Consider the following 16,930-nt stretch of genomic DNA (forward strand, 5'->3'; position numbering starts at 1 on the left):
TCAAGCTAACAATTAAAAATCAAATTAGTTGATCTGCCTGGATAAAGGATCTTCCCGAGCACAATGATGGCTCAGGAAGATTCTCCTGGATTAATATCCTGGGTTTTGAGTTAATTTGGGATTTAACTGGATTTCCCTGGTGGGTATAGGATATAATGCTAATGTTGGCACTACATTTCCAATTAAGCCGTTTGCCGATACATAATTGGTTTTATGGGCCTGCATTACATTGACCATTATCCCCCATCTGATCAAATCGAACCATCTCTCCCCTTCAAAGCAAAGCTCTACCCTTCTTTCATGCTGGATAGCTGTTCTTGCATCAGCCTGTGATAGTCCAGATTTAGCAGTTAGATTAGAGCGTGTACGGACCAGGTTTAGTTGCGTAAGTGCCTGAGGGGTTTTACCATTTTCATTTAAGGCTTCGGCATATAATAAAACAATATCGCTGTAGCGTAAAACCGGCCAGTCGTTATCTCCTTCACTATTGGCACCAACGGTCTGATATACAAACTTTTTAGCATAATAATACACCAAAGTCCCTGCACTATATACGCCAATTGCCGTATTTAGGCGATTGTCCCCTGCTTCAAAAGTATCATATAAATCTTTTGTCCCGCTGTTGTTACTGTTACCGGTTACAGCAGTAATGGTTGTGCCCGATGGTTGCGGCACAAAGCTACGGGCAAATGTATTTCCCTCACCAAAACCACCTCCAAGATATTGAACGGAGAAAATAATATCTCTGTTATTATCTTTTCCCAATCCGAAAATCTGATCATAAGGCAATAATGTACCTGCAGTTGCAGCCACGGTTGCTAAAATGGTTTCGGCTTCGGTAAATTTATTTTGAAACATATAAACTTTACCAAGCAGTCCATTAGCTGCAATACTCGTTGCACGGCCAATATCAGCACCTGTATAGCTTGCAGGTAATACGGCAGCGGCCTCAGCCAGGTCTTTTTCTATCTGGGCATAAACCGCAGCAGCACTTACCCTGTTGTATGAATAAGCCTGTTGCTCTGAGGTAATCTCATTTAATACCAACGGAACCCCGCCGAACATCCTAACTAAATTAAAATACATTAAAGCACGAAGAAACTTTGCCTGTCCAATGTAGCCATTACGGTTAGCAGTAGTCATTGGTGGTGTAGCAACGTGGTCAAGCACAATATTGGCATAAGCAATGGTAGCGTAAAATCTGGCCCATGCATTCTGTAAATTGGTAGAATTGGCAGTCCAGGTGAGCTTATCCTGCTCACCGTAAAGCACTTCGCTTTCGCCATAAGTTTGGGCATTATCTGAAGGGAGTTCGCCAAAGCCATATTGCTCATTATAAATAGGACGCAAACTGCTATATGCACCGGTAAGCGCCGATTTTATATCTATCTCTGTAGCATAAAAAGTATTTACAGGAACAATTCCCTTTGGTGTTAATTCTACAAAAGACTTTTTGCAGGAAGTAATAACCATGCTTAAAGTAAGCAAGGATATACAGCATATGATGATTTTATAAATTTTCATGATCATTTTTATTAATGCGGTTAAAAGCCAAAATTGATACCTAAAATAAAAGTGCGTGCAGTAGGGTATGTACCTTGATCTACTCCAGGTGTTGTAGGATCTCCTCCCATAATGTTCGCCTCGGGATTGTAACCAGAATATTTAGTTATCAGAAATGGGTTTTGAGCAGTTACATATAACCTTGCAGACTGGATAGATAGTTTGCGCAGTAAATTATCACTAAGCCTGTAACCCAAGGTAATGTTTCTAACACGTAAGTATGAACCGTTTTCGACAGCTAAATTGGTCAATGCAGGCCCGGGCAATGCTCCTGTAGCTATAGGACTGGCATAAAGCACGTCCCTATCAGGAAATGCAGGATCATAATAATTATTAAAATATTTAGCCAATGAGTTCTGGTTGTGATTACCCGTAATGGTTTGCCTGTTGTTACCATTAATAATATTCACGCCTTGCACACCCTGAACTAAAATACTCAGGTCGAAGTTTTTATACTGAAAACTATTGGTCAACCCATACGTAAAGTCCGGTAATCCATGCCCTAATTTAGTCACATCGTTAGCATCAACCTTCCCATCTCCATTCTGATCTTTGATAATTGGATCTCCAATATTATTACCTGAGGTAGCTTTTGCATGATTGGCCAGATCGCTGGCATTTCTAAATACACCTATAATCTCATATCCATACATATAACCTAATGGATCGCCAACTTTTACCTGGTATACATTATTCCATCCGTTAATTGCCCTAACTGCTGGTAATGCACTCGGACCTCCTAAATCCAACACTTTGGTTTTGTAAGTCGAGAAATTGGCATTTGCATTCCAGGTTACAGCTCCAAGTTTAAAGTTGGTATTGGCCGTAAACTCAAAACCTTTATTTTGAAGTTTACCTAAGTTAGCCTGGTAAGTTGAGTTGTAAACACTCGATTGCAATGACGATGTATAACCAATGGCTAAGGGCAAAGCTTTGTTAAGCAGCATTCCGTTAGAGTTACGGATAAAATAATCGAAAGTTAAAACGATTCTATTTTGCAACAGGCCAATGTCAGTTCCAAGACTGGTTTGGTCGTTCTTCTCCCAGGTTAAATCGGGATTAGCAAAGCCTGCTTGCTGTGTACCAAAAAGTCTGGTATTGCCTGATGCATAATTTGTATTTAAATTAATCTGATTAACATAAGTAAAACTGCCAATATTGGCATTACCTGTACGGCCATAACCTCCTCTAAGTTTAAATTCGTTGATACCTATTTTTAATAAAGCTTCTTTTAGAAATGGTTCTTCAGCAAGCCTCCAACCAAGTGAAAAAGATGGGAAAACGGCAAATTTATTATTTGAACCAAAACGCGATGAACCATCCTGACGTACAGCGGCGGTGAACAAGTATTTTTTATTGTAATCGTAGGTAAACCTACCAGCATAAGAAACGAAAGTATTGGCATCAAAACGCTCGGTACCAACGGTGTTAGGCGAGGCCAAAGGGCTCTGAACCGAGGTGGTGATAAATGTTCCAGGCAAACCTGCAGTGTAATTGATCTGCGACTCATATTTTTGAGCAGAAAACAGCCCTAATATGTTAATATGGTGTTTTCCAAGTTGCTTATCATATGTAGCTGTATTTTCCCATACCCAGTCGAAACTATTGCGGACATTGTCCGAAGCAAAAATACCTGCCAATTGAGGGCTTGCTCCTGATGCTGTAGGTGCTGAGCTATAAGCCATAGTACCTGGAATATAACCATGAACCTGCTCATTTTCCAAAGTTGCGCCAATGTAGGTTTTTAGTTTTAAACCTGCTATTGGTGTATATTCTAAAAACGCGTTACTTAAAGTTCTGAAAGCTCTCGATCGGTTAATAGACTGGCTAAGTATCCCCACAGGATTATAAAAGTTGGATGCCGAGAATACAGCAGTTGGAGAAAGATTATAGTTTAATTCTCTGTCGTAAGGTTGTGCAAAATCACCATTCGCTCTATATACTGGCACGATAGGCTGAAACGTTAAAGCCTGGTTAAGCGGACTTGGTAAGTTTAAATCGGCAAGTAATCCTGGTACGCCAATAATAAAATCGTTCGGATTTGCTCCGGCACCACTCGCCTGGCCCGATGATGGCTGCCTATACTGTTCTGAAAATGACGGAGAAACTGAAAATCCAAATTTCACATTTTTAACAATGTCTGCATCCAGATTTAAACGGGTATTGTACCTTGTATATTCAGTACCAATTAAAACGCCTTTTTGTTTAAAAACACCTGCTGATGCGCTAAAGCGAACTTTTTCGCTACCACCAGAAGCATTAAACTCAAAACTTCTGATCGGTGCTGTCCTGAAAATTTCTTTTTGCCAGTCTACATCAGGAAGTGCTGAAATATCGCCATCCAAAATAGCCGGATACTGTAAATTTTTAATCCGGCTTAAGGCTTTTACCTGTTGTACATATTGATCTTTACTTAAAACATCAATATACTTGTTTACTTCCTGTATACCAGAATAGGCTGAAACCGAAAATACCGTTTTTCCTGCCTTACCTCTTTTGGTTGTAACCAAAACAACACCATTGGCAGCCCTAGAGCCGTAAATGGCTGCCGATGCTGCATCTTTCAGTACCTCAATCGATTCGATATCGCTGGGATTGATCAGGTTAAAATTTGCAGCAGTCTCCAGTGGATAACCATCTACCACATATAATGGATCATTAGATGAGCTTAGCGAACTTACCCCACGTACCCTTATAGTCGGTGCTGCACCTGGTTTGCCGCCCTGATCAGATTGCACCTGTACACCTGCGGCCAATCCTGCCAATGCTTCTCCTGGCGTACTTACGGGCTGGTTGCCAATATTTTTTCCTTCTACTTTGGTAATTGAAGAGGTAACGGTTGTACGCGACTGCGAGCCATAACCCACTACGACCACATCACCAAGTGATTGTGGCGTATCGGCCATAGTCACATTGATCATCGTTCTTTCCCCTACCTTTATTTCCTGGCTCACCATCCCAATAAAAGAAAACACCAATACGGCTTTTTCATCAGCCACTTTAATGGAGTAGTTCCCGTTATTATCAGAAACGACTCCGGTCTTGGTGCCCTTTACCAGCACACTAACCCCAGGCAAACCGATCCCTTTGGCATCAGTGATCATACCTGTTACTACAATCACCTGCACAGGAGGTTTCATGACCAGAACCTTTTTTTTGATTACGATGGTCGAATTATCACCGAATATCATTTCAACGGCCTCACCGGAAAAACAGGCTTCTAAAACCTTCTGAAGCGGTGTATTTTTAAACCGGATGGTAACCGGAGCCGAACCACTAACGATATTTGCATCGCAGATAAAGTTATACCCTGTCTGCTTGGTCAATTGGCTCAGGACTTCCCTCAAAGGGGTATCCTTAACATTTATGCTTACCTGCTGGGCAAAACTCCCGGCACTGACCTGTAAAAAGGCGACCATTATTAAAATGACAGTAAGTCTCATAACTCGAAGGATTTTTTGCGTATTGCAAGAGATATCCCCGCACTTAAGTGCAGTAAAAATTTTATACATTTGGTTAGGATTAAATAGTTGTTGTTTGGATGATTGTTCTGACCCACTGTTAGCTATAAGCTAATCAATTCCGGGAGTGGTCTCAAGCACTTCCGGTTTTTGGATTTTTTTAGGTATTTATTTAACTATAACTGTGATCCTCCTTCCTTCAATTACAAACCGAACTTTATCTGTTAACTCAATATTTTTTAGCAGGCTTTTAAGTCCTTTAGAACGGGAATAATTACCATCGAAGTTAACTCCGGATACATCGCCTTTATATTCAACATCTACATCGTACCATCTTGATATCTTTTTCATGATCGAGCTGATATTTTCATTATTGAAAATAAACATATCATTTTTCCAGGCCATCACCTCTTCCAGGTCTGCGGGTACAACCTTTAAGTTATTCTGTAGATTATTAATTGCCATTTGGCCAGGTTTAATCAATGTGGATGATTTTTTGTAATTGATTTTTACAGCCCCTTCCAATAAAGTGGTCATGATGTTCTTATCCTCAGCAAAGGCGGTAATATTGAAATGCGTTCCCAATACTTCAACCTCCTGTTTGCCCTCAACATCCACCTTAAACGGCATTTCTTTGTTCTTGGCTACTTCAAAATAGGCCTCACCCGTAAGTAATACCTTGCGTTCCCTTCCTGTAAAGGCTGTTGGAAAACTTAATGAGGAAGCAGAATTCAACCACACCCGTGTTCCATCAGGCAGGGTTATGTCGTATTTTCCTCCCTTAGGGATTGTAATCTTATTCAGTACATTATTCAGGCTTTTGCCTGTGGCAGATACAACCAGACCGTTACCGGATTTTGAAATATGAGTATTTCCGTCCTTACTGATGATCCCATCACCGGTACCGTCAAGCTTGATACGCTCCCCATTTGACAAGGTAAGTACCGCATTTGTAGAACCTGGTAAAATGTCTTTGTTCCTGATGGTCTCTTTTTTGACAAGGACCGTATTTTCTTTGCGTTTTGCCGATCTAAAAAGATCCGTTCCAAAATAGATAAAGAGTAAAACCGATGCTGCAATTGCAGCTGCAATCTGCCATTTCAAGCGCCTGATACGCAACGGGCTTTTTACCGGCGATTCTCCGTTGATGCTGTTTTGGATCCTTGCCTTTAATATTTCTCCCAGGCGTTTCTCCTCTTCCTCTGATAGTGAAAGGCCAGACAGCCCCTGGGCATCCTGATAAGCGGAAAGTATATGTTCTTCCTCGAGCGTACACGCTCCCCTCAGATATTTCTCACAGAGAGAAAGATATTCATTTTCGGTCATTACAGGGCGACTTGGGTTTAAATTTGGTCCTTTACTATATAGACACAGATTTTAATCCGCACACACATAAAAATTTTAAAAAAATAAACTTTCTAAAAAAAACAGTTCTACATTGCCAGGCACAGGGTCTATGCATTTTTTATTTCGATTTTTAATCATAGCTTTATTTCAAACAAACTATGCCAGCGAGTAATTATACCGATTCCGAATTATTACAGCGTATACTTTTAGATGATGAAAAAGCGTTCAACACTCTGTTTGACCGCCATTGGTCTAAGGTTTATGCCGTATGCTTTAAATATGTTAAAGATGAGGAAGCTGCGTTGGAGATCACCCATGATATATTCCTGAACATCTGGAACAAACGGGGACAGTTGAACATAAGTTCTTTTAAGAATTATGTACTCACCAGCGCAAGTTATCGGGGCATCAGGAGGAAACAGCAGCTCAATGCCGTACCAATAAACTATGTAGAGGATTACAGTCAGGGCGAGCATTCCTTTTTACTGAATGAGCTTTCAGCAACTAACACTGGTGAAGAAAAGATCAGCGCGGAAGAATTTGATACAAAGGTTATGCACATGCTCGCTGAACTCCCAAAAAGATGCCGGGAGATCTACCTGTTGAGCAGGAAGGAAAACCTGAGTATTACTGAAATCTCCCTGAAACTGAATATCTCCAAACGGACAGTTGAGAACCAGCTCACTGCTGCATTAAAACACCTGAGGCAATGCCTTAAATATTCAGGGATCCTGTTGATCCTGATGCAGAAATAACGTTGCAATATTAATAGTATGAAATTCTGTCAGACTGATTCATCATTCCATTATCAAAAACTTCCCTGATCTGCGGGCACGGCAAGATTATTTTATATTCCCGCCCGCCAGTTCACCCTGCTCAATAGCAACATAATTGCCCCATGCCGTGATCGCCTCTAAAACTGGAATAGTTGTTTTACCAAAATCAGTTAGGTTATAAACCACTTTTATGGGTGGTTTTTTCCCATATACCTTTCTCGACACCAAACCATCGTTTTCCAATTGCTTTAGTTGCAGGCTTAATGTCATTTCGGTAATCGATGGCATTTCCCTGCGAAGTTCGCTATATCTTTTTTCCCTGTCCTTCAAATGGTAAAGAATAACTGCTTTCCACTTTCCCCCTACTAGTCCCATTGCAAGGCTGACGGTACAAGGATATTTTTCCCCTTTATGTTTGATATAATCTCCAAGACATTCTGTTTTCATCTTCTTTTTTTCAACCTATCTGTTAGGATAGTTATTGCGAATGCAATATACTAAATATAGTTTTGCAACTATAATAATGATAGTTACATATCCACCTAAAATTTCTAAAAAAATGGCAGCGAATTTAAATACAAATGAGGCAGTTACACCAAAAGATAAACCACTGATTACTATTGTAGGCATTCTGGGAAAGCAGGGAAAAAGTGCTGCGAACACGCTGTTACAGAGCGGGCGTTATCGTATACGCGGCATTACCCGCCGCATTGATTCACCAGAGGCCTTAAGTCTGGTGGGGCAAGGAATTGAACTTGTGAAATTGCCGCTGGACGTGGGGTATAAAAAAGACTTTGTGGAAGCATTCCGCGGATCGCAATGTATTTTCTTGATGACTCCCAATATCGAACCCCACTTAAGTCACGAGTTCGAGCTGGGGAAGCAGTTAGCTGATGCAGCGGTCGAAGCAGGCGTTCAGCAGATCATTTTCAGCAGCCTGGAAAACGTGGATGAGATTACGGAAGGAAAAAAATTTGCTCCTCATTTTACAGACAAGGCCAAAATTGAGCAATATATCTGCACCTTACCCATTGCCAGTTCGTTTATCTATATGGCTTTTTTCTACACCAACCTATTGGAGTTTTATACACCTAAAGTAATAGATGATACACTTGTTTTCCCAATATACCTACCACAGCACTTCCGGGCGCCGTTCGTCGACCCGCTTACCGCAACCGGGCCGGCTATCCTGGAGATTCTTTCTCATCCGGATTTGTACGCAGGTAAATCATTACCGGTAATCGGCGATATCATCTCTCCTCAGGAAATGGTTGAAGCTTTTACAAGGGTTACTGGTAAGAAAGCCGTTTACAGTTCTGCTTTCTTACCGGAGGATTTCCTTTATCATTTCCCTGAACTAGGCGCAAATGACCTTTTATTCCGGGAAATCCTGGGCATGGCAGAATATGCTGTGGATTACGGCTATTTCAGCCAAGGGCGTGACCTGCTTTGGAGCCGCCGGATAAACCCGAACAGCCTGACCTGGGAACAGTTCCTACGCACTACCGGTTGGCAAGGACAAAAACTTTCATATTGAGCATGTAATATAGGTTCCGCTGGTTACTTACCACAATCGGTACTTATATTGTTGCTACTTAAATGCTTCTCGGTCTTCGACTGGATTCGTATCCCTGACTTTCATGAATAAAAAAACACTACAATCAGTAATTTGTTTCCTTTTTTGTAGTGGAATGTTTCTGGCACCCGTTTTAACTGGTTATACCTTTGCCTTATCATTAAAATAAAGAACAATGAAAGAGAATAAAGTTTGGTTAATAACCGGTGCTGGCAGCGGAATAGGCTTACAAATTGCCAAGGCGGCTCTTGCCGAAGGCCATAAAGTTGTTGCAACAGGCAGAGATGCGAATAAAGTATCAAATGCATTAGATAATGCTACCGGTAACTTATTGGTGGTTAAAATGGATGTAACTAATCCGGATGAAATTAATACTGGCGTACATTCAGCAATTGAGAAATTCGGAGCAATTGATATACTGGTTAACAATGCGGGTAACTTCTATGCAGGCTTTTTTGAAGAGTTAAGCCAAAACCAGGTGGAACGTCAGATAGCTACCAATCTATTTGGACCTATGAATATAACAAGAGCCGTTTTACCCTTTATGAGAAAAAATAAATCGGGGCATATCATATCCATTTCCTCTACTGCTGCACTGGTTGGTTATGAACTATGTTCAGCCTATGCTGCATCCAAGTTTGGGTTAGAAGGTTGGATGGAATCTTTACAACTGGAAGTAGCACCATTTGGGATAAATACTACCATTGTAGAACCTGGCTTTTTTAGAACCAGCTTATTGGAACCATCCTCCACAATATGGTCAGAACTTCAGCTTGAAGACTATGCTGAACGCATCGCAGCACTAAGACCTTTTTGGGAAAGTATGAACGGAACACAAGGCGGTGATCCTGCAAAGTTAGCAGCGGCATTGCTTAAAATTACGAGCGAAAGCACACCTCCTAAACGTTGGATGGCAGGTGCAGATAGCATTGCGGAAGCAGAAAGAAAAGCGAAAGAATTATTGGAACAAGCTAACGCTTATCGTGAGTTATCTTCATCTCTTTCGTATCAATAATGGCGCTACCGGGAAGGCCGCTCATCAATAATTTCAAATAAAAATTGCCTAATTTTGTAAGATGAAATCGTTCAATGACTTCAAAACATTCAATGAGTATATAGGTTTACCAAAGCCTTTAGACAATGACATTGACATTGGATATTATGACCCACCGAATATGCTTCCGAAGTCTGAGCCTATAATGATTGACTTTTACAGAATTTCATTTAAGATCAATTTTATTGATAAAACGGTGTCCGATGCAAAGCCTGTTAATGCGGTATTTTTCAACAGTCCTGAAATGTCCGGTGGATGGGATATAGAACCTACTTATAAGGGAATGTATGTCCAATTATCAAAAAAAATCATAGAAGAAAACCGGTTTCTGTTCAAAAATTACCTGGACTATGGGCTGCATGAACCCTTGTTGTTAACGGAGAAGGAAATTGTGGAAGTAAGCACCCTCTTTGATTTAATGATAAAATATTACAATAAGGAAAGACAAAATTTCGAAGTGCTGCTTTCTTATGTAAATGTGCTGGTTTCATTGGTGGAAGGATTTTATAAAAGGCAATTTTCCACCAACCCGAAACAATACAATCGCATTGTAACCGACTTTCAACAAAGTTTGAACGATTATTACAACCAGCCAGTAACCCAACTTCCCAATGTTCAATATTTTGCAGATAAGTTTGGGTTAACAGCCAACTATTTTGGCGACATCATTAAACACTTTACCCGAAAATCTGCCATCGAAAATATCCACGAATTTGTGATTAAAAAAGCAAAGGAATTACTCGAAAAAAACAGGGAAATGAATAGTACTGAAGTGGCTTACGAATTAGGCTTTGAATACCCCAATTACTTTTCTAAATTCTTTAAAAAGCAGGTCAATCTAACACCAAAAGAATATCGGCTGCGAGCGATAAAAAATTAAATAAAGAGACTGTATCATAAATATAGATTGTCATCCTGAGAGTTAATTTATTGTATAAAAATCAATATAAATGACAGGGTTTTTTAAAGGAGATAAGTGGTATCGGGTATCGTCATTGCGAGGCCGGATATGAGCGAGCCGAAGCAATCTATTATATATTTTTATAATCAAAAAGATTGCTTCACTCTTACGCAAGCCCTTTCTTCAGTTCGCAATGACGAAATTAAGACCCAAAACTCACGTTAACTTAATAAAAATCATAAATCATGGAGAAGAAATAGACGGGATCCGAACCACATCATATACCTGCAATGCCAAACCTTATTATCAGTGTCCTTCATCATTTAAAAGCATGTATACTATCGAAACGACAAGAAAATGGAATGTATTGAATTACCGTTCAGGCTAAATTAAAAGCCTGGTTGATAAATTTGTGTAATTTTAGTTATATAATTAACAATAATCATAAATAGACTGTAAACAATGACAAGTGAATGGGATAAATTCGAACATCTTTTTAAACGACAGGAAGCTCCTGCCAAAACCATTCTTTTACAAGAAGGCCAGATCTCGAAAACCATGTTCTTTATTGAAAAAGGATGTTTACGGACCTGGGTTAATAACGACGGCAGGGAAATTACAACCCAGTTTTTCTTTGAAGGCGATAAAGTGTCTTCTATTGAAAGTTTCAGGGCAAATCAGCCAAGCTTATATAACATTGAAAGTATAGAACCCTGTATTTTACAGACCATTTCACAACAAGACTTTCAAAATGCTTTAGAAAATTTGCCTGAAATCAAAGAGGAAATGCAGGAACATTTATTCAGACGACTTTTAAACGCTCAAAAAACTTTCTATTCCTATCTTAAAAATAACCCTCAACAGCGTTACAAGGAGCTTATTGAAGAACATCCCCATATTATCCAGCGTATTCCGCAACATTATATCGCATCTTATTTGGGTATTACTTCTGTTTCATTAAGCCGGATCCGAAACAGGCGATAAGTTCATTTTACTCACAATCTTTTTACTATATTTTGTGTTCGCGAATCGTTTTGCGATTTCTTTACAATTGTTATCGTCTGTGCATTTGCTACTGCTCAACTTTGGAGAATAAATTTTAAGCAAAGTAAAAATGAAAGTAGTAATTGTATTTAATCATCCCCACGAGGGAAGTTTTGGAAACGCAATTTTAGATGCCGTAATCAAGGGGCTTCAAAGTGCAAATCACGAAGTTGACCTGATGCATCTTGATAAGGATGGATTTAAACCAGTAATGTCAAAGGCAGATTTGAAAGCCTTCGTTGAACACAAGCCGATCGACCCACAAGTAATAGACTATAATGAGCGTTTGGAAAAAGCTGACCATCTGATATTTATTTTCCCGATTTGGTGGGACCTGATGCCTGCAATGACCAAAGGATTTGTTGACAGGGTTCTCACTCCGGGAATTGTGTATGACCACCACCCCCGCGGTTTTGGCCTAGTACCACTTTTAAAAAACCTAAAAGGGGTAACCATTATCACAACAATGAATAAACCCAAAATAATGTATTCCTTGCTCATTGGAAATCTAATCAGGAAAGCAATGATAAAAAGCGTTTTTAAAACCATGGGTTACAAAAACCTTAAGTGGATCAGCTATAACATGGTAAAGTCTGTCAGTCAGGAAAAAAGGGTAAAATGGCTGACTGATATTGAAAACAGGTCTTCAAAACTTAATTAAATAAACCTCGGCATGTGAAACTGAACAGTTGATCGTTATGTTGTGATATAAATCGATATTAACCCAGAAATTTGCATTCGGGCTTTTTGCTTTCTTGGGTAACACTCAATTGTACCATATAATGAATAGTGAACCTGCGATTAAAAAAAGGATAATACACCATTATTATTGATAATTTTAATAAAAACAAGCGCTTAGTTAACTAAAAATAAAAGAACTCAGACGTTATGAAAATCAAAAATATCATCTGGAAAGGTTTGCATTATAACTCTATTGAAAATTGCGTGATAAACGTTGGAGCTAAATCGATCAATATAGATTCATCCATCATCGGATATATAGACAATGCAATATACAAGGTTGATTACACCATTCATGCAGACACAGACTGGAATACAATATCTTTCGGTATTAAGTCAAAAGTGAACGGCATCACTAATCAGATAAGTGGTCAGAAGATTGGTAACCTTTGGAAAATTGACGGAGATTATCAAGACGGCCTCGCCAATTGTACCGACATCGACATCTCTTTGACTCCTTTTACAAATTCCTTACCCATAAACAGACTACATTTAAATCAAAATCAGCAAATGGTTATTGATGTGCTCTACATCAATATTTTGGAACATAAAATCATGGGGGTACAACAAAAGTACACACGGCTTGCCGAAAAAAAATATCACTACCAAAATATAGAAAATGATTTTGAATCAGTGATTGAAGTTGACAATGACGGATTTGTAATTGACTATCCCAGGTTATTTGAAAGAGGGGCAATTATATAAAATGAAGGGAAATAAATGCAGGATCGGCCGGGAGAGAACTAACGTTTCTAAGCTTTTTGCTTTGGATCTTTTACCCGTTAAGCTTCCTGGTCATCCTGATCCGCTCTTCAGCAGCATTATGAAAAAAGAACTAGACATACCAGCTTTGTTTGACAATTTCTTTTTCCATCGTACTGCCCACCGGAACCCTGATTATGGTCTTTTACCTTACGATATGGGGAACTGCATATGTCAGTCCAGGAATTTTCATGAAGCCAAAACTAGCTTCACGAAGAGATCTACCTGATAAACTTTTTCGCTTGATCCACAGGATCCATCAATAATTACTCCCTTAAGTATTCGTACTCATTTGAATACGAATAATAATTAAATTACTGTTTAAAAGTAAAACATATCTATGAAAAAGGCAATTCATGGTCAGAACATCGATGTTGTTGCCATTCAGCTGCATCGCCAAAAGACGAAGATGTTGTAGCTTTAAAATTAAGAATACGGTTTTTAAGATTAACCTTGGCTGAATTATTAAAATCGATATTTTTCTTTTCAATAATCACATTTAACTTCTTAGCTAAAGCAATAATCTTAGCAAGACTTTCTTCGTTATTTGATTTTAAAATGAGTTCCATGCTGAAACATTATGATGAGATATACAAAAATACTAAAAATAAAGTTTCAGTATATAAAAATAGAAGTAAAAACTTTCTTTCTTGACCCTTCTTTTCTACACGGGTGATTATGTTACATGAAATCTACAATACTGAAAAAATTAACACATCGAACCAAAAAAAACTCGGAAATTAAATTTTAACTAATTAAAAAACCGCAATTTATATCTTATTTTTAGCATTTAACAAACATTTTCACCGTAAGGGTACCCATACGGGGCTAGAACCAAAAATCGGTCTTTATTTGCATTATTCAACGATTTGAAAATCGCCTAAAAGAAAAAAGCCCTTCAAGATATCTTAAAGGGCTTACGGGTCAGTTATGGTACAATTTCTTTGCGTTTTGTGGCTGATTTAAAGCGGTTGGCCGATTTAAAGAGAAAAATGGATGAAATGGACGAGCTTGGAAAGCAGTTAAAAAGCTAGCCTATATTTTAGTCCACGAATGTTTTTTTTGAAGCAAAATTTTATCACTACTAGGGAAGTTGAATTGTCTCTAGTAGTGATTATTTAGAGGTTTAAAATTTGTGACTTGACAAAAACTAATATTGATAGGTTATTCCAAAGATTGGATCATCGTAAAAGATTTATTGAAACGATGGAACATGGTAAATCAACATTTAATATTCCAGATCATTTATGATTAGTTGCAGCTTCAAAATCTTCTTTTATAAAAGGCCATTCCTTTTCTTTAAGACAAATCGGATCAGGATCCTGATCCGCAATACTAAAATCAACAAAATTTCCAAGTATTTTTTCTCGCTCGTGCGTCCACTCATACCGTAAACGATGTAGTTCTAGCATGAAATCTATTGAATAATGTTTCATTCTATTGAATAATGTTCCATTAATTCATGTAAATCCCAAAAATCTTTCTTACGGCCACCCCGTTGTATGACATCGATTTTCATTGCCAGTATTTCTTCTGTACTAGCCATTCTAACACCTTCTGTCTCGATAGCTGGCTGAAAAAATGGGTCCATTGAGTAATAAACATCTACTTTTACAGCATTTTGTTTATCAGACCCCACTAGGTAGGAAGTTCCAAATGCAGGATTTACTCCGAAGCTTGTACTTACATAAGTGAAATTATCTAGCATGTACTGTTCAATTATACTAAAATCTACAGATCCATAAACAGCATCTGTGAAGAGATCAATATCAACCGATTTCCTATGACCTAATTGCAAGCTTAGCGCTGTTCCGCCAACGAGGCGAAAATCATTAAAGATTGTTCCTTCATCAAACGAAGCAAAATGTCCTTTAACCGATCATTAACAGTATCCCAATGCATCATTTGCTAAGTCGTAAATGTGCCATAATTAGAGGCTGGTTTCCATTTATTTTATCGCTACCAGTCACTTCCTGAATTTTCTTCTTACCGTAAAATCGGGATATTTCGGTCTTTTCGTCGTCATTACCCCGTTCAAAAATCCTTTTTATTACCCAATTTGCTTGATTTTGCCAGTCGATCTGATCAATATTAGCGTCCCAAAAAAGTGCATTACGAAGTATTTCAAAGTTAGGACGAGACTGCATTTTAATCTTTGCTTTCTTTAGCTCATAGTAAGCCTGCAACAGAAACATGGTTCCTTCTTCAAGCCCAAGTGCCCCATCAATCTTAATCGCCAATTCGGCGGTAATTCCGCGTTTAGCTTTCGTTAACTCGTTTAACTGCTGAGGATAAATATGCAAATCGAGGGCAAACGGTCTTTTTTTTAGTCCTCTCTTCGTGAGTTCTCGTTCTAAAACCATTCCTGGATGTATTCCTTTATACTTTTCGATTAAAGCTTCCATAAATCAAATATAAACAAAAATGTTTACATCAAATATCGTTCCTTAAATACTATGTTATTCAAGGATCTCCTATAGTTTTGCCAACTTAGCAAAGCAAATAGACTCTAATGCAATACCCTAAGTCTAAGACAACTTAAACCGCCAAATCTGGGGTAAAATTCGTTATTTTAAATTCAACATTATTTTTAACTAACCACTTTTCAAATAACGAATACCGTTTTGATGGGGTAAATTCTTTGTAAACCTGAAAATCTTTCTGAGGCAAAATATAGATGACATTACTTGCTAATATCCTAGCGCTTCTGTTACCATTCTCCAGGTTAGTTTTTAAATTTGAATAAGTACAAAAAATTGCATTAGATGAATTGATTTCCAAAGATTCAGCAACGACTATTCTACCATCCGATAATTTTAAAATGTCTCCAGCCTGTATTAGATACCGGGATAAAAAATCTATTTTCTGTCGTGCTATAATTTCATCCCGCTCACTCTGAAGATAGTTATCATACAAATAATTGATAAGAGGTCGATAATCTGTATTATGACTCCAAAAATATTTCCGTTTCAACTCCTCTTTGAGTACGTATACAAACCTTGAGGTATGAATTTGAACCTCATCAACGGTCTTTATTCCTTTAGTCTTTATGGGAACGTAATTACGGACAATTAAATTGCGAATGTGAGTAAGAGACAAATCAAATAATTCACAAATCTGATTATCTGTAATACTGAATTGCTTTTTATTTTTCCTATAATTTTCTTTGCTATCATTAGTCAACTTCTGCAAATCATGCCATTGAATAACGTCGTATTCAAATGAATTATATCTTGAATAACCATAACTAGGATGTCTTAGCGTATGAAAATACCGTTCTGCATAATTTCCCTCAGGCCAGAAATCAATAGATTGTATTTTAATCTCTACTTCTGCTGGGAGACCACACTCTAATTGATGGATGGCATAAGCCGAAAGGCTTTCATAAATACTTTTAAACTCTAAAATCTTAAGTAATTTCTTAACTGTTATCCCGCTTCGTTTTGCATGAGTTGAAAGCGTAAAAATATAATGAGGTTTTAATTGAAATACTTGCTGGGAAGATATTGGCAAATTATAGAAATCATCATTGACCTCGACAGTATAATCAACCCTTATGTATTCATTTCCGAAACTCTCCGTCTTATAGTATCCAATATTAACTGCCTTAATATATGCTTGCCTGTTAATAGTCTCAGAAATCCTTTCATAAAGAAATTCACTAAATTTAATCGAATCCACAACTTAAAACACTGATAAACAAGT

Annotated in this window: 16 protein-coding genes; 7 read left to right on the plus strand and 9 right to left on the minus strand. The window is 38.2% G+C overall.

Annotated features, from left to right (window positions below):
• Window positions 1-90: 90 nt before the first annotated feature.
• From QF042_RS17560 to QF042_RS17570, 3 genes are all read right to left on the minus strand, one after another.
• A complete protein-coding gene (locus QF042_RS17560; protein ID WP_307530743.1) occupies window positions 91-1,524 on the minus strand; it encodes a RagB/SusD family nutrient uptake outer membrane protein in 1,434 nt (477 codons plus the stop codon).
• A gap of 20 nt (window positions 1,525-1,544) precedes the next feature.
• Window positions 1,545-5,075 carry a SusC/RagA family TonB-linked outer membrane protein gene (locus QF042_RS17565; RefSeq protein ID WP_373459077.1) on the minus strand — a complete coding sequence of 1,177 codons (3,531 nt, stop codon included), beginning with the start codon at window positions 5,073-5,075 and terminating at the stop codon, window positions 1,545-1,547.
• A gap of 117 nt (window positions 5,076-5,192) precedes the next feature.
• On the minus strand, window positions 5,193-6,350 hold the full coding sequence (locus tag QF042_RS17570; protein WP_307530748.1) for a FecR family protein: 1,158 nt from the start codon (window positions 6,348-6,350) through the stop codon (window positions 5,193-5,195).
• A 179-nt stretch (window positions 6,351-6,529) separates the two neighbouring features.
• On the opposite strand from QF042_RS17570, the gene QF042_RS17575 reads away from it, so the two are divergent.
• On the plus strand, window positions 6,530-7,126 hold the full coding sequence (locus QF042_RS17575) for an RNA polymerase sigma factor (RefSeq protein WP_307530750.1): 597 nt from the start codon (window positions 6,530-6,532) through the stop codon (window positions 7,124-7,126).
• Between the two features lie 87 nt (window positions 7,127-7,213).
• Here QF042_RS17575 and QF042_RS17580 read toward each other — a convergent pair whose 3' ends face one another.
• Window positions 7,214-7,594: a helix-turn-helix domain-containing protein gene (locus QF042_RS17580; RefSeq protein WP_307530752.1), complete on the minus strand. Its 381-nt coding sequence runs from the start codon at window positions 7,592-7,594 to the stop codon at window positions 7,214-7,216.
• A 112-nt stretch (window positions 7,595-7,706) separates the two neighbouring features.
• Between QF042_RS17580 and QF042_RS17585 the strand changes: the two genes are divergently transcribed.
• The 6 genes from QF042_RS17585 to QF042_RS17610 all read left to right on the plus strand — a co-directional run bounded on the left by QF042_RS17585 (window position 7,707) and on the right by QF042_RS17610 (window position 13,168).
• On the plus strand, window positions 7,707-8,684 hold the full coding sequence (locus QF042_RS17585) for an NmrA/HSCARG family protein (protein WP_307530755.1): 978 nt from the start codon (window positions 7,707-7,709) through the stop codon (window positions 8,682-8,684).
• 214 nt (window positions 8,685-8,898) lie between these two features.
• On the plus strand, window positions 8,899-9,738 hold the full coding sequence (locus QF042_RS17590; protein WP_307530757.1) for an SDR family oxidoreductase: 840 nt from the start codon (window positions 8,899-8,901) through the stop codon (window positions 9,736-9,738).
• 61 nt (window positions 9,739-9,799) lie between these two features.
• Window positions 9,800-10,657 carry an AraC family transcriptional regulator gene (locus tag QF042_RS17595; protein ID WP_307530759.1) on the plus strand — a complete coding sequence of 286 codons (858 nt, stop codon included), beginning with the start codon at window positions 9,800-9,802 and terminating at the stop codon, window positions 10,655-10,657.
• Window positions 10,658-11,140: 483 nt separating this feature from the next.
• Window positions 11,141-11,662 carry a Crp/Fnr family transcriptional regulator gene (locus QF042_RS17600; protein WP_307530761.1) on the plus strand — a complete coding sequence of 174 codons (522 nt, stop codon included), beginning with the start codon at window positions 11,141-11,143 and terminating at the stop codon, window positions 11,660-11,662.
• 130 nt (window positions 11,663-11,792) lie between these two features.
• Window positions 11,793-12,383: an NAD(P)H-dependent oxidoreductase gene (locus tag QF042_RS17605; RefSeq protein ID WP_307530763.1), complete on the plus strand. Its 591-nt coding sequence runs from the start codon at window positions 11,793-11,795 to the stop codon at window positions 12,381-12,383.
• A 227-nt stretch (window positions 12,384-12,610) separates the two neighbouring features.
• Window positions 12,611-13,168: a putative glycolipid-binding domain-containing protein gene (locus tag QF042_RS17610; RefSeq protein ID WP_307530766.1), complete on the plus strand. Its 558-nt coding sequence runs from the start codon at window positions 12,611-12,613 to the stop codon at window positions 13,166-13,168.
• Window positions 13,169-13,563: 395 nt separating this feature from the next.
• Here the strand turns inward: QF042_RS17610 and QF042_RS17615 are convergent, their stop codons facing one another.
• The 5 genes from QF042_RS17615 to QF042_RS17635 all read right to left on the minus strand — a co-directional run bounded on the left by QF042_RS17615 (window position 13,564) and on the right by QF042_RS17635 (window position 16,906).
• Window positions 13,564-13,794 carry a hypothetical protein gene (locus QF042_RS17615; RefSeq protein WP_307530769.1) on the minus strand — a complete coding sequence of 77 codons (231 nt, stop codon included), beginning with the start codon at window positions 13,792-13,794 and terminating at the stop codon, window positions 13,564-13,566.
• 672 nt (window positions 13,795-14,466) lie between these two features.
• Window positions 14,467-14,661 carry a hypothetical protein gene (locus QF042_RS17620; RefSeq protein ID WP_307530771.1) on the minus strand — a complete coding sequence of 65 codons (195 nt, stop codon included), beginning with the start codon at window positions 14,659-14,661 and terminating at the stop codon, window positions 14,467-14,469.
• A complete protein-coding gene (locus tag QF042_RS17625; RefSeq protein WP_307530773.1) occupies window positions 14,658-15,023 on the minus strand; it encodes a nucleotidyl transferase AbiEii/AbiGii toxin family protein in 366 nt (121 codons plus the stop codon). Before QF042_RS17625 ends, QF042_RS17620 begins: the two co-directional genes overlap by 4 nt.
• Before the next feature lie 103 nt (window positions 15,024-15,126).
• The gene (locus tag QF042_RS17630; protein ID WP_307530775.1) at window positions 15,127-15,630 is read right to left on the minus strand and encodes a HigA family addiction module antitoxin; all 504 of its coding nucleotides are present in this window, start codon (window positions 15,628-15,630) and stop codon (window positions 15,127-15,129) included.
• Window positions 15,631-15,763: 133 nt separating this feature from the next.
• Entirely contained in the window at window positions 15,764-16,906 is a 1,143-nt protein-coding gene (locus QF042_RS17635) for a hypothetical protein (protein ID WP_307530777.1), read from the minus strand.
• Between the last annotated feature and the right edge of the window lie 24 nt (window positions 16,907-16,930).

The sequence above is a fragment of the Pedobacter sp. W3I1 genome (assembly GCF_030816015.1).
GTDB lineage: Bacteria > Bacteroidota > Bacteroidia > Sphingobacteriales > Sphingobacteriaceae > Pedobacter.

Bases quoted from the DNA above. Each gene is read 5' to 3' on its own strand.
- QF042_RS17560 (WP_307530743.1), bottom strand. From the start codon at position 1,524: ATGAAAATTTATAAAATCATCATATGCTGTATATCCTTGCTTACTTTA.
- QF042_RS17565 (WP_373459077.1), bottom strand. From the start codon at position 5,075: ATGTATAAAATTTTTACTGCACTTAAGTGCGGGGATATCTCTTGCAAT.
- QF042_RS17570 (WP_307530748.1), bottom strand. From the start codon at position 6,350: ATGACCGAAAATGAATATCTTTCTCTCTGTGAGAAATATCTGAGGGGA.
- QF042_RS17575 (WP_307530750.1), top strand. From the start codon at position 6,530: ATGCCAGCGAGTAATTATACCGATTCCGAATTATTACAGCGTATACTT.
- QF042_RS17580 (WP_307530752.1), bottom strand. From the start codon at position 7,594: ATGAAAACAGAATGTCTTGGAGATTATATCAAACATAAAGGGGAAAAA.
- QF042_RS17585 (WP_307530755.1), top strand. From the start codon at position 7,707: ATGGCAGCGAATTTAAATACAAATGAGGCAGTTACACCAAAAGATAAA.
- QF042_RS17590 (WP_307530757.1), top strand. From the start codon at position 8,899: ATGAAAGAGAATAAAGTTTGGTTAATAACCGGTGCTGGCAGCGGAATA.
- QF042_RS17595 (WP_307530759.1), top strand. From the start codon at position 9,800: ATGAAATCGTTCAATGACTTCAAAACATTCAATGAGTATATAGGTTTA.
- QF042_RS17600 (WP_307530761.1), top strand. From the start codon at position 11,141: ATGACAAGTGAATGGGATAAATTCGAACATCTTTTTAAACGACAGGAA.
- QF042_RS17605 (WP_307530763.1), top strand. From the start codon at position 11,793: ATGAAAGTAGTAATTGTATTTAATCATCCCCACGAGGGAAGTTTTGGA.
- QF042_RS17610 (WP_307530766.1), top strand. From the start codon at position 12,611: ATGAAAATCAAAAATATCATCTGGAAAGGTTTGCATTATAACTCTATT.
- QF042_RS17615 (WP_307530769.1), bottom strand. From the start codon at position 13,794: ATGGAACTCATTTTAAAATCAAATAACGAAGAAAGTCTTGCTAAGATT.
- QF042_RS17620 (WP_307530771.1), bottom strand. From the start codon at position 14,661: ATGAAACATTATTCAATAGATTTCATGCTAGAACTACATCGTTTACGG.
- QF042_RS17630 (WP_307530775.1), bottom strand. From the start codon at position 15,630: ATGGAAGCTTTAATCGAAAAGTATAAAGGAATACATCCAGGAATGGTT.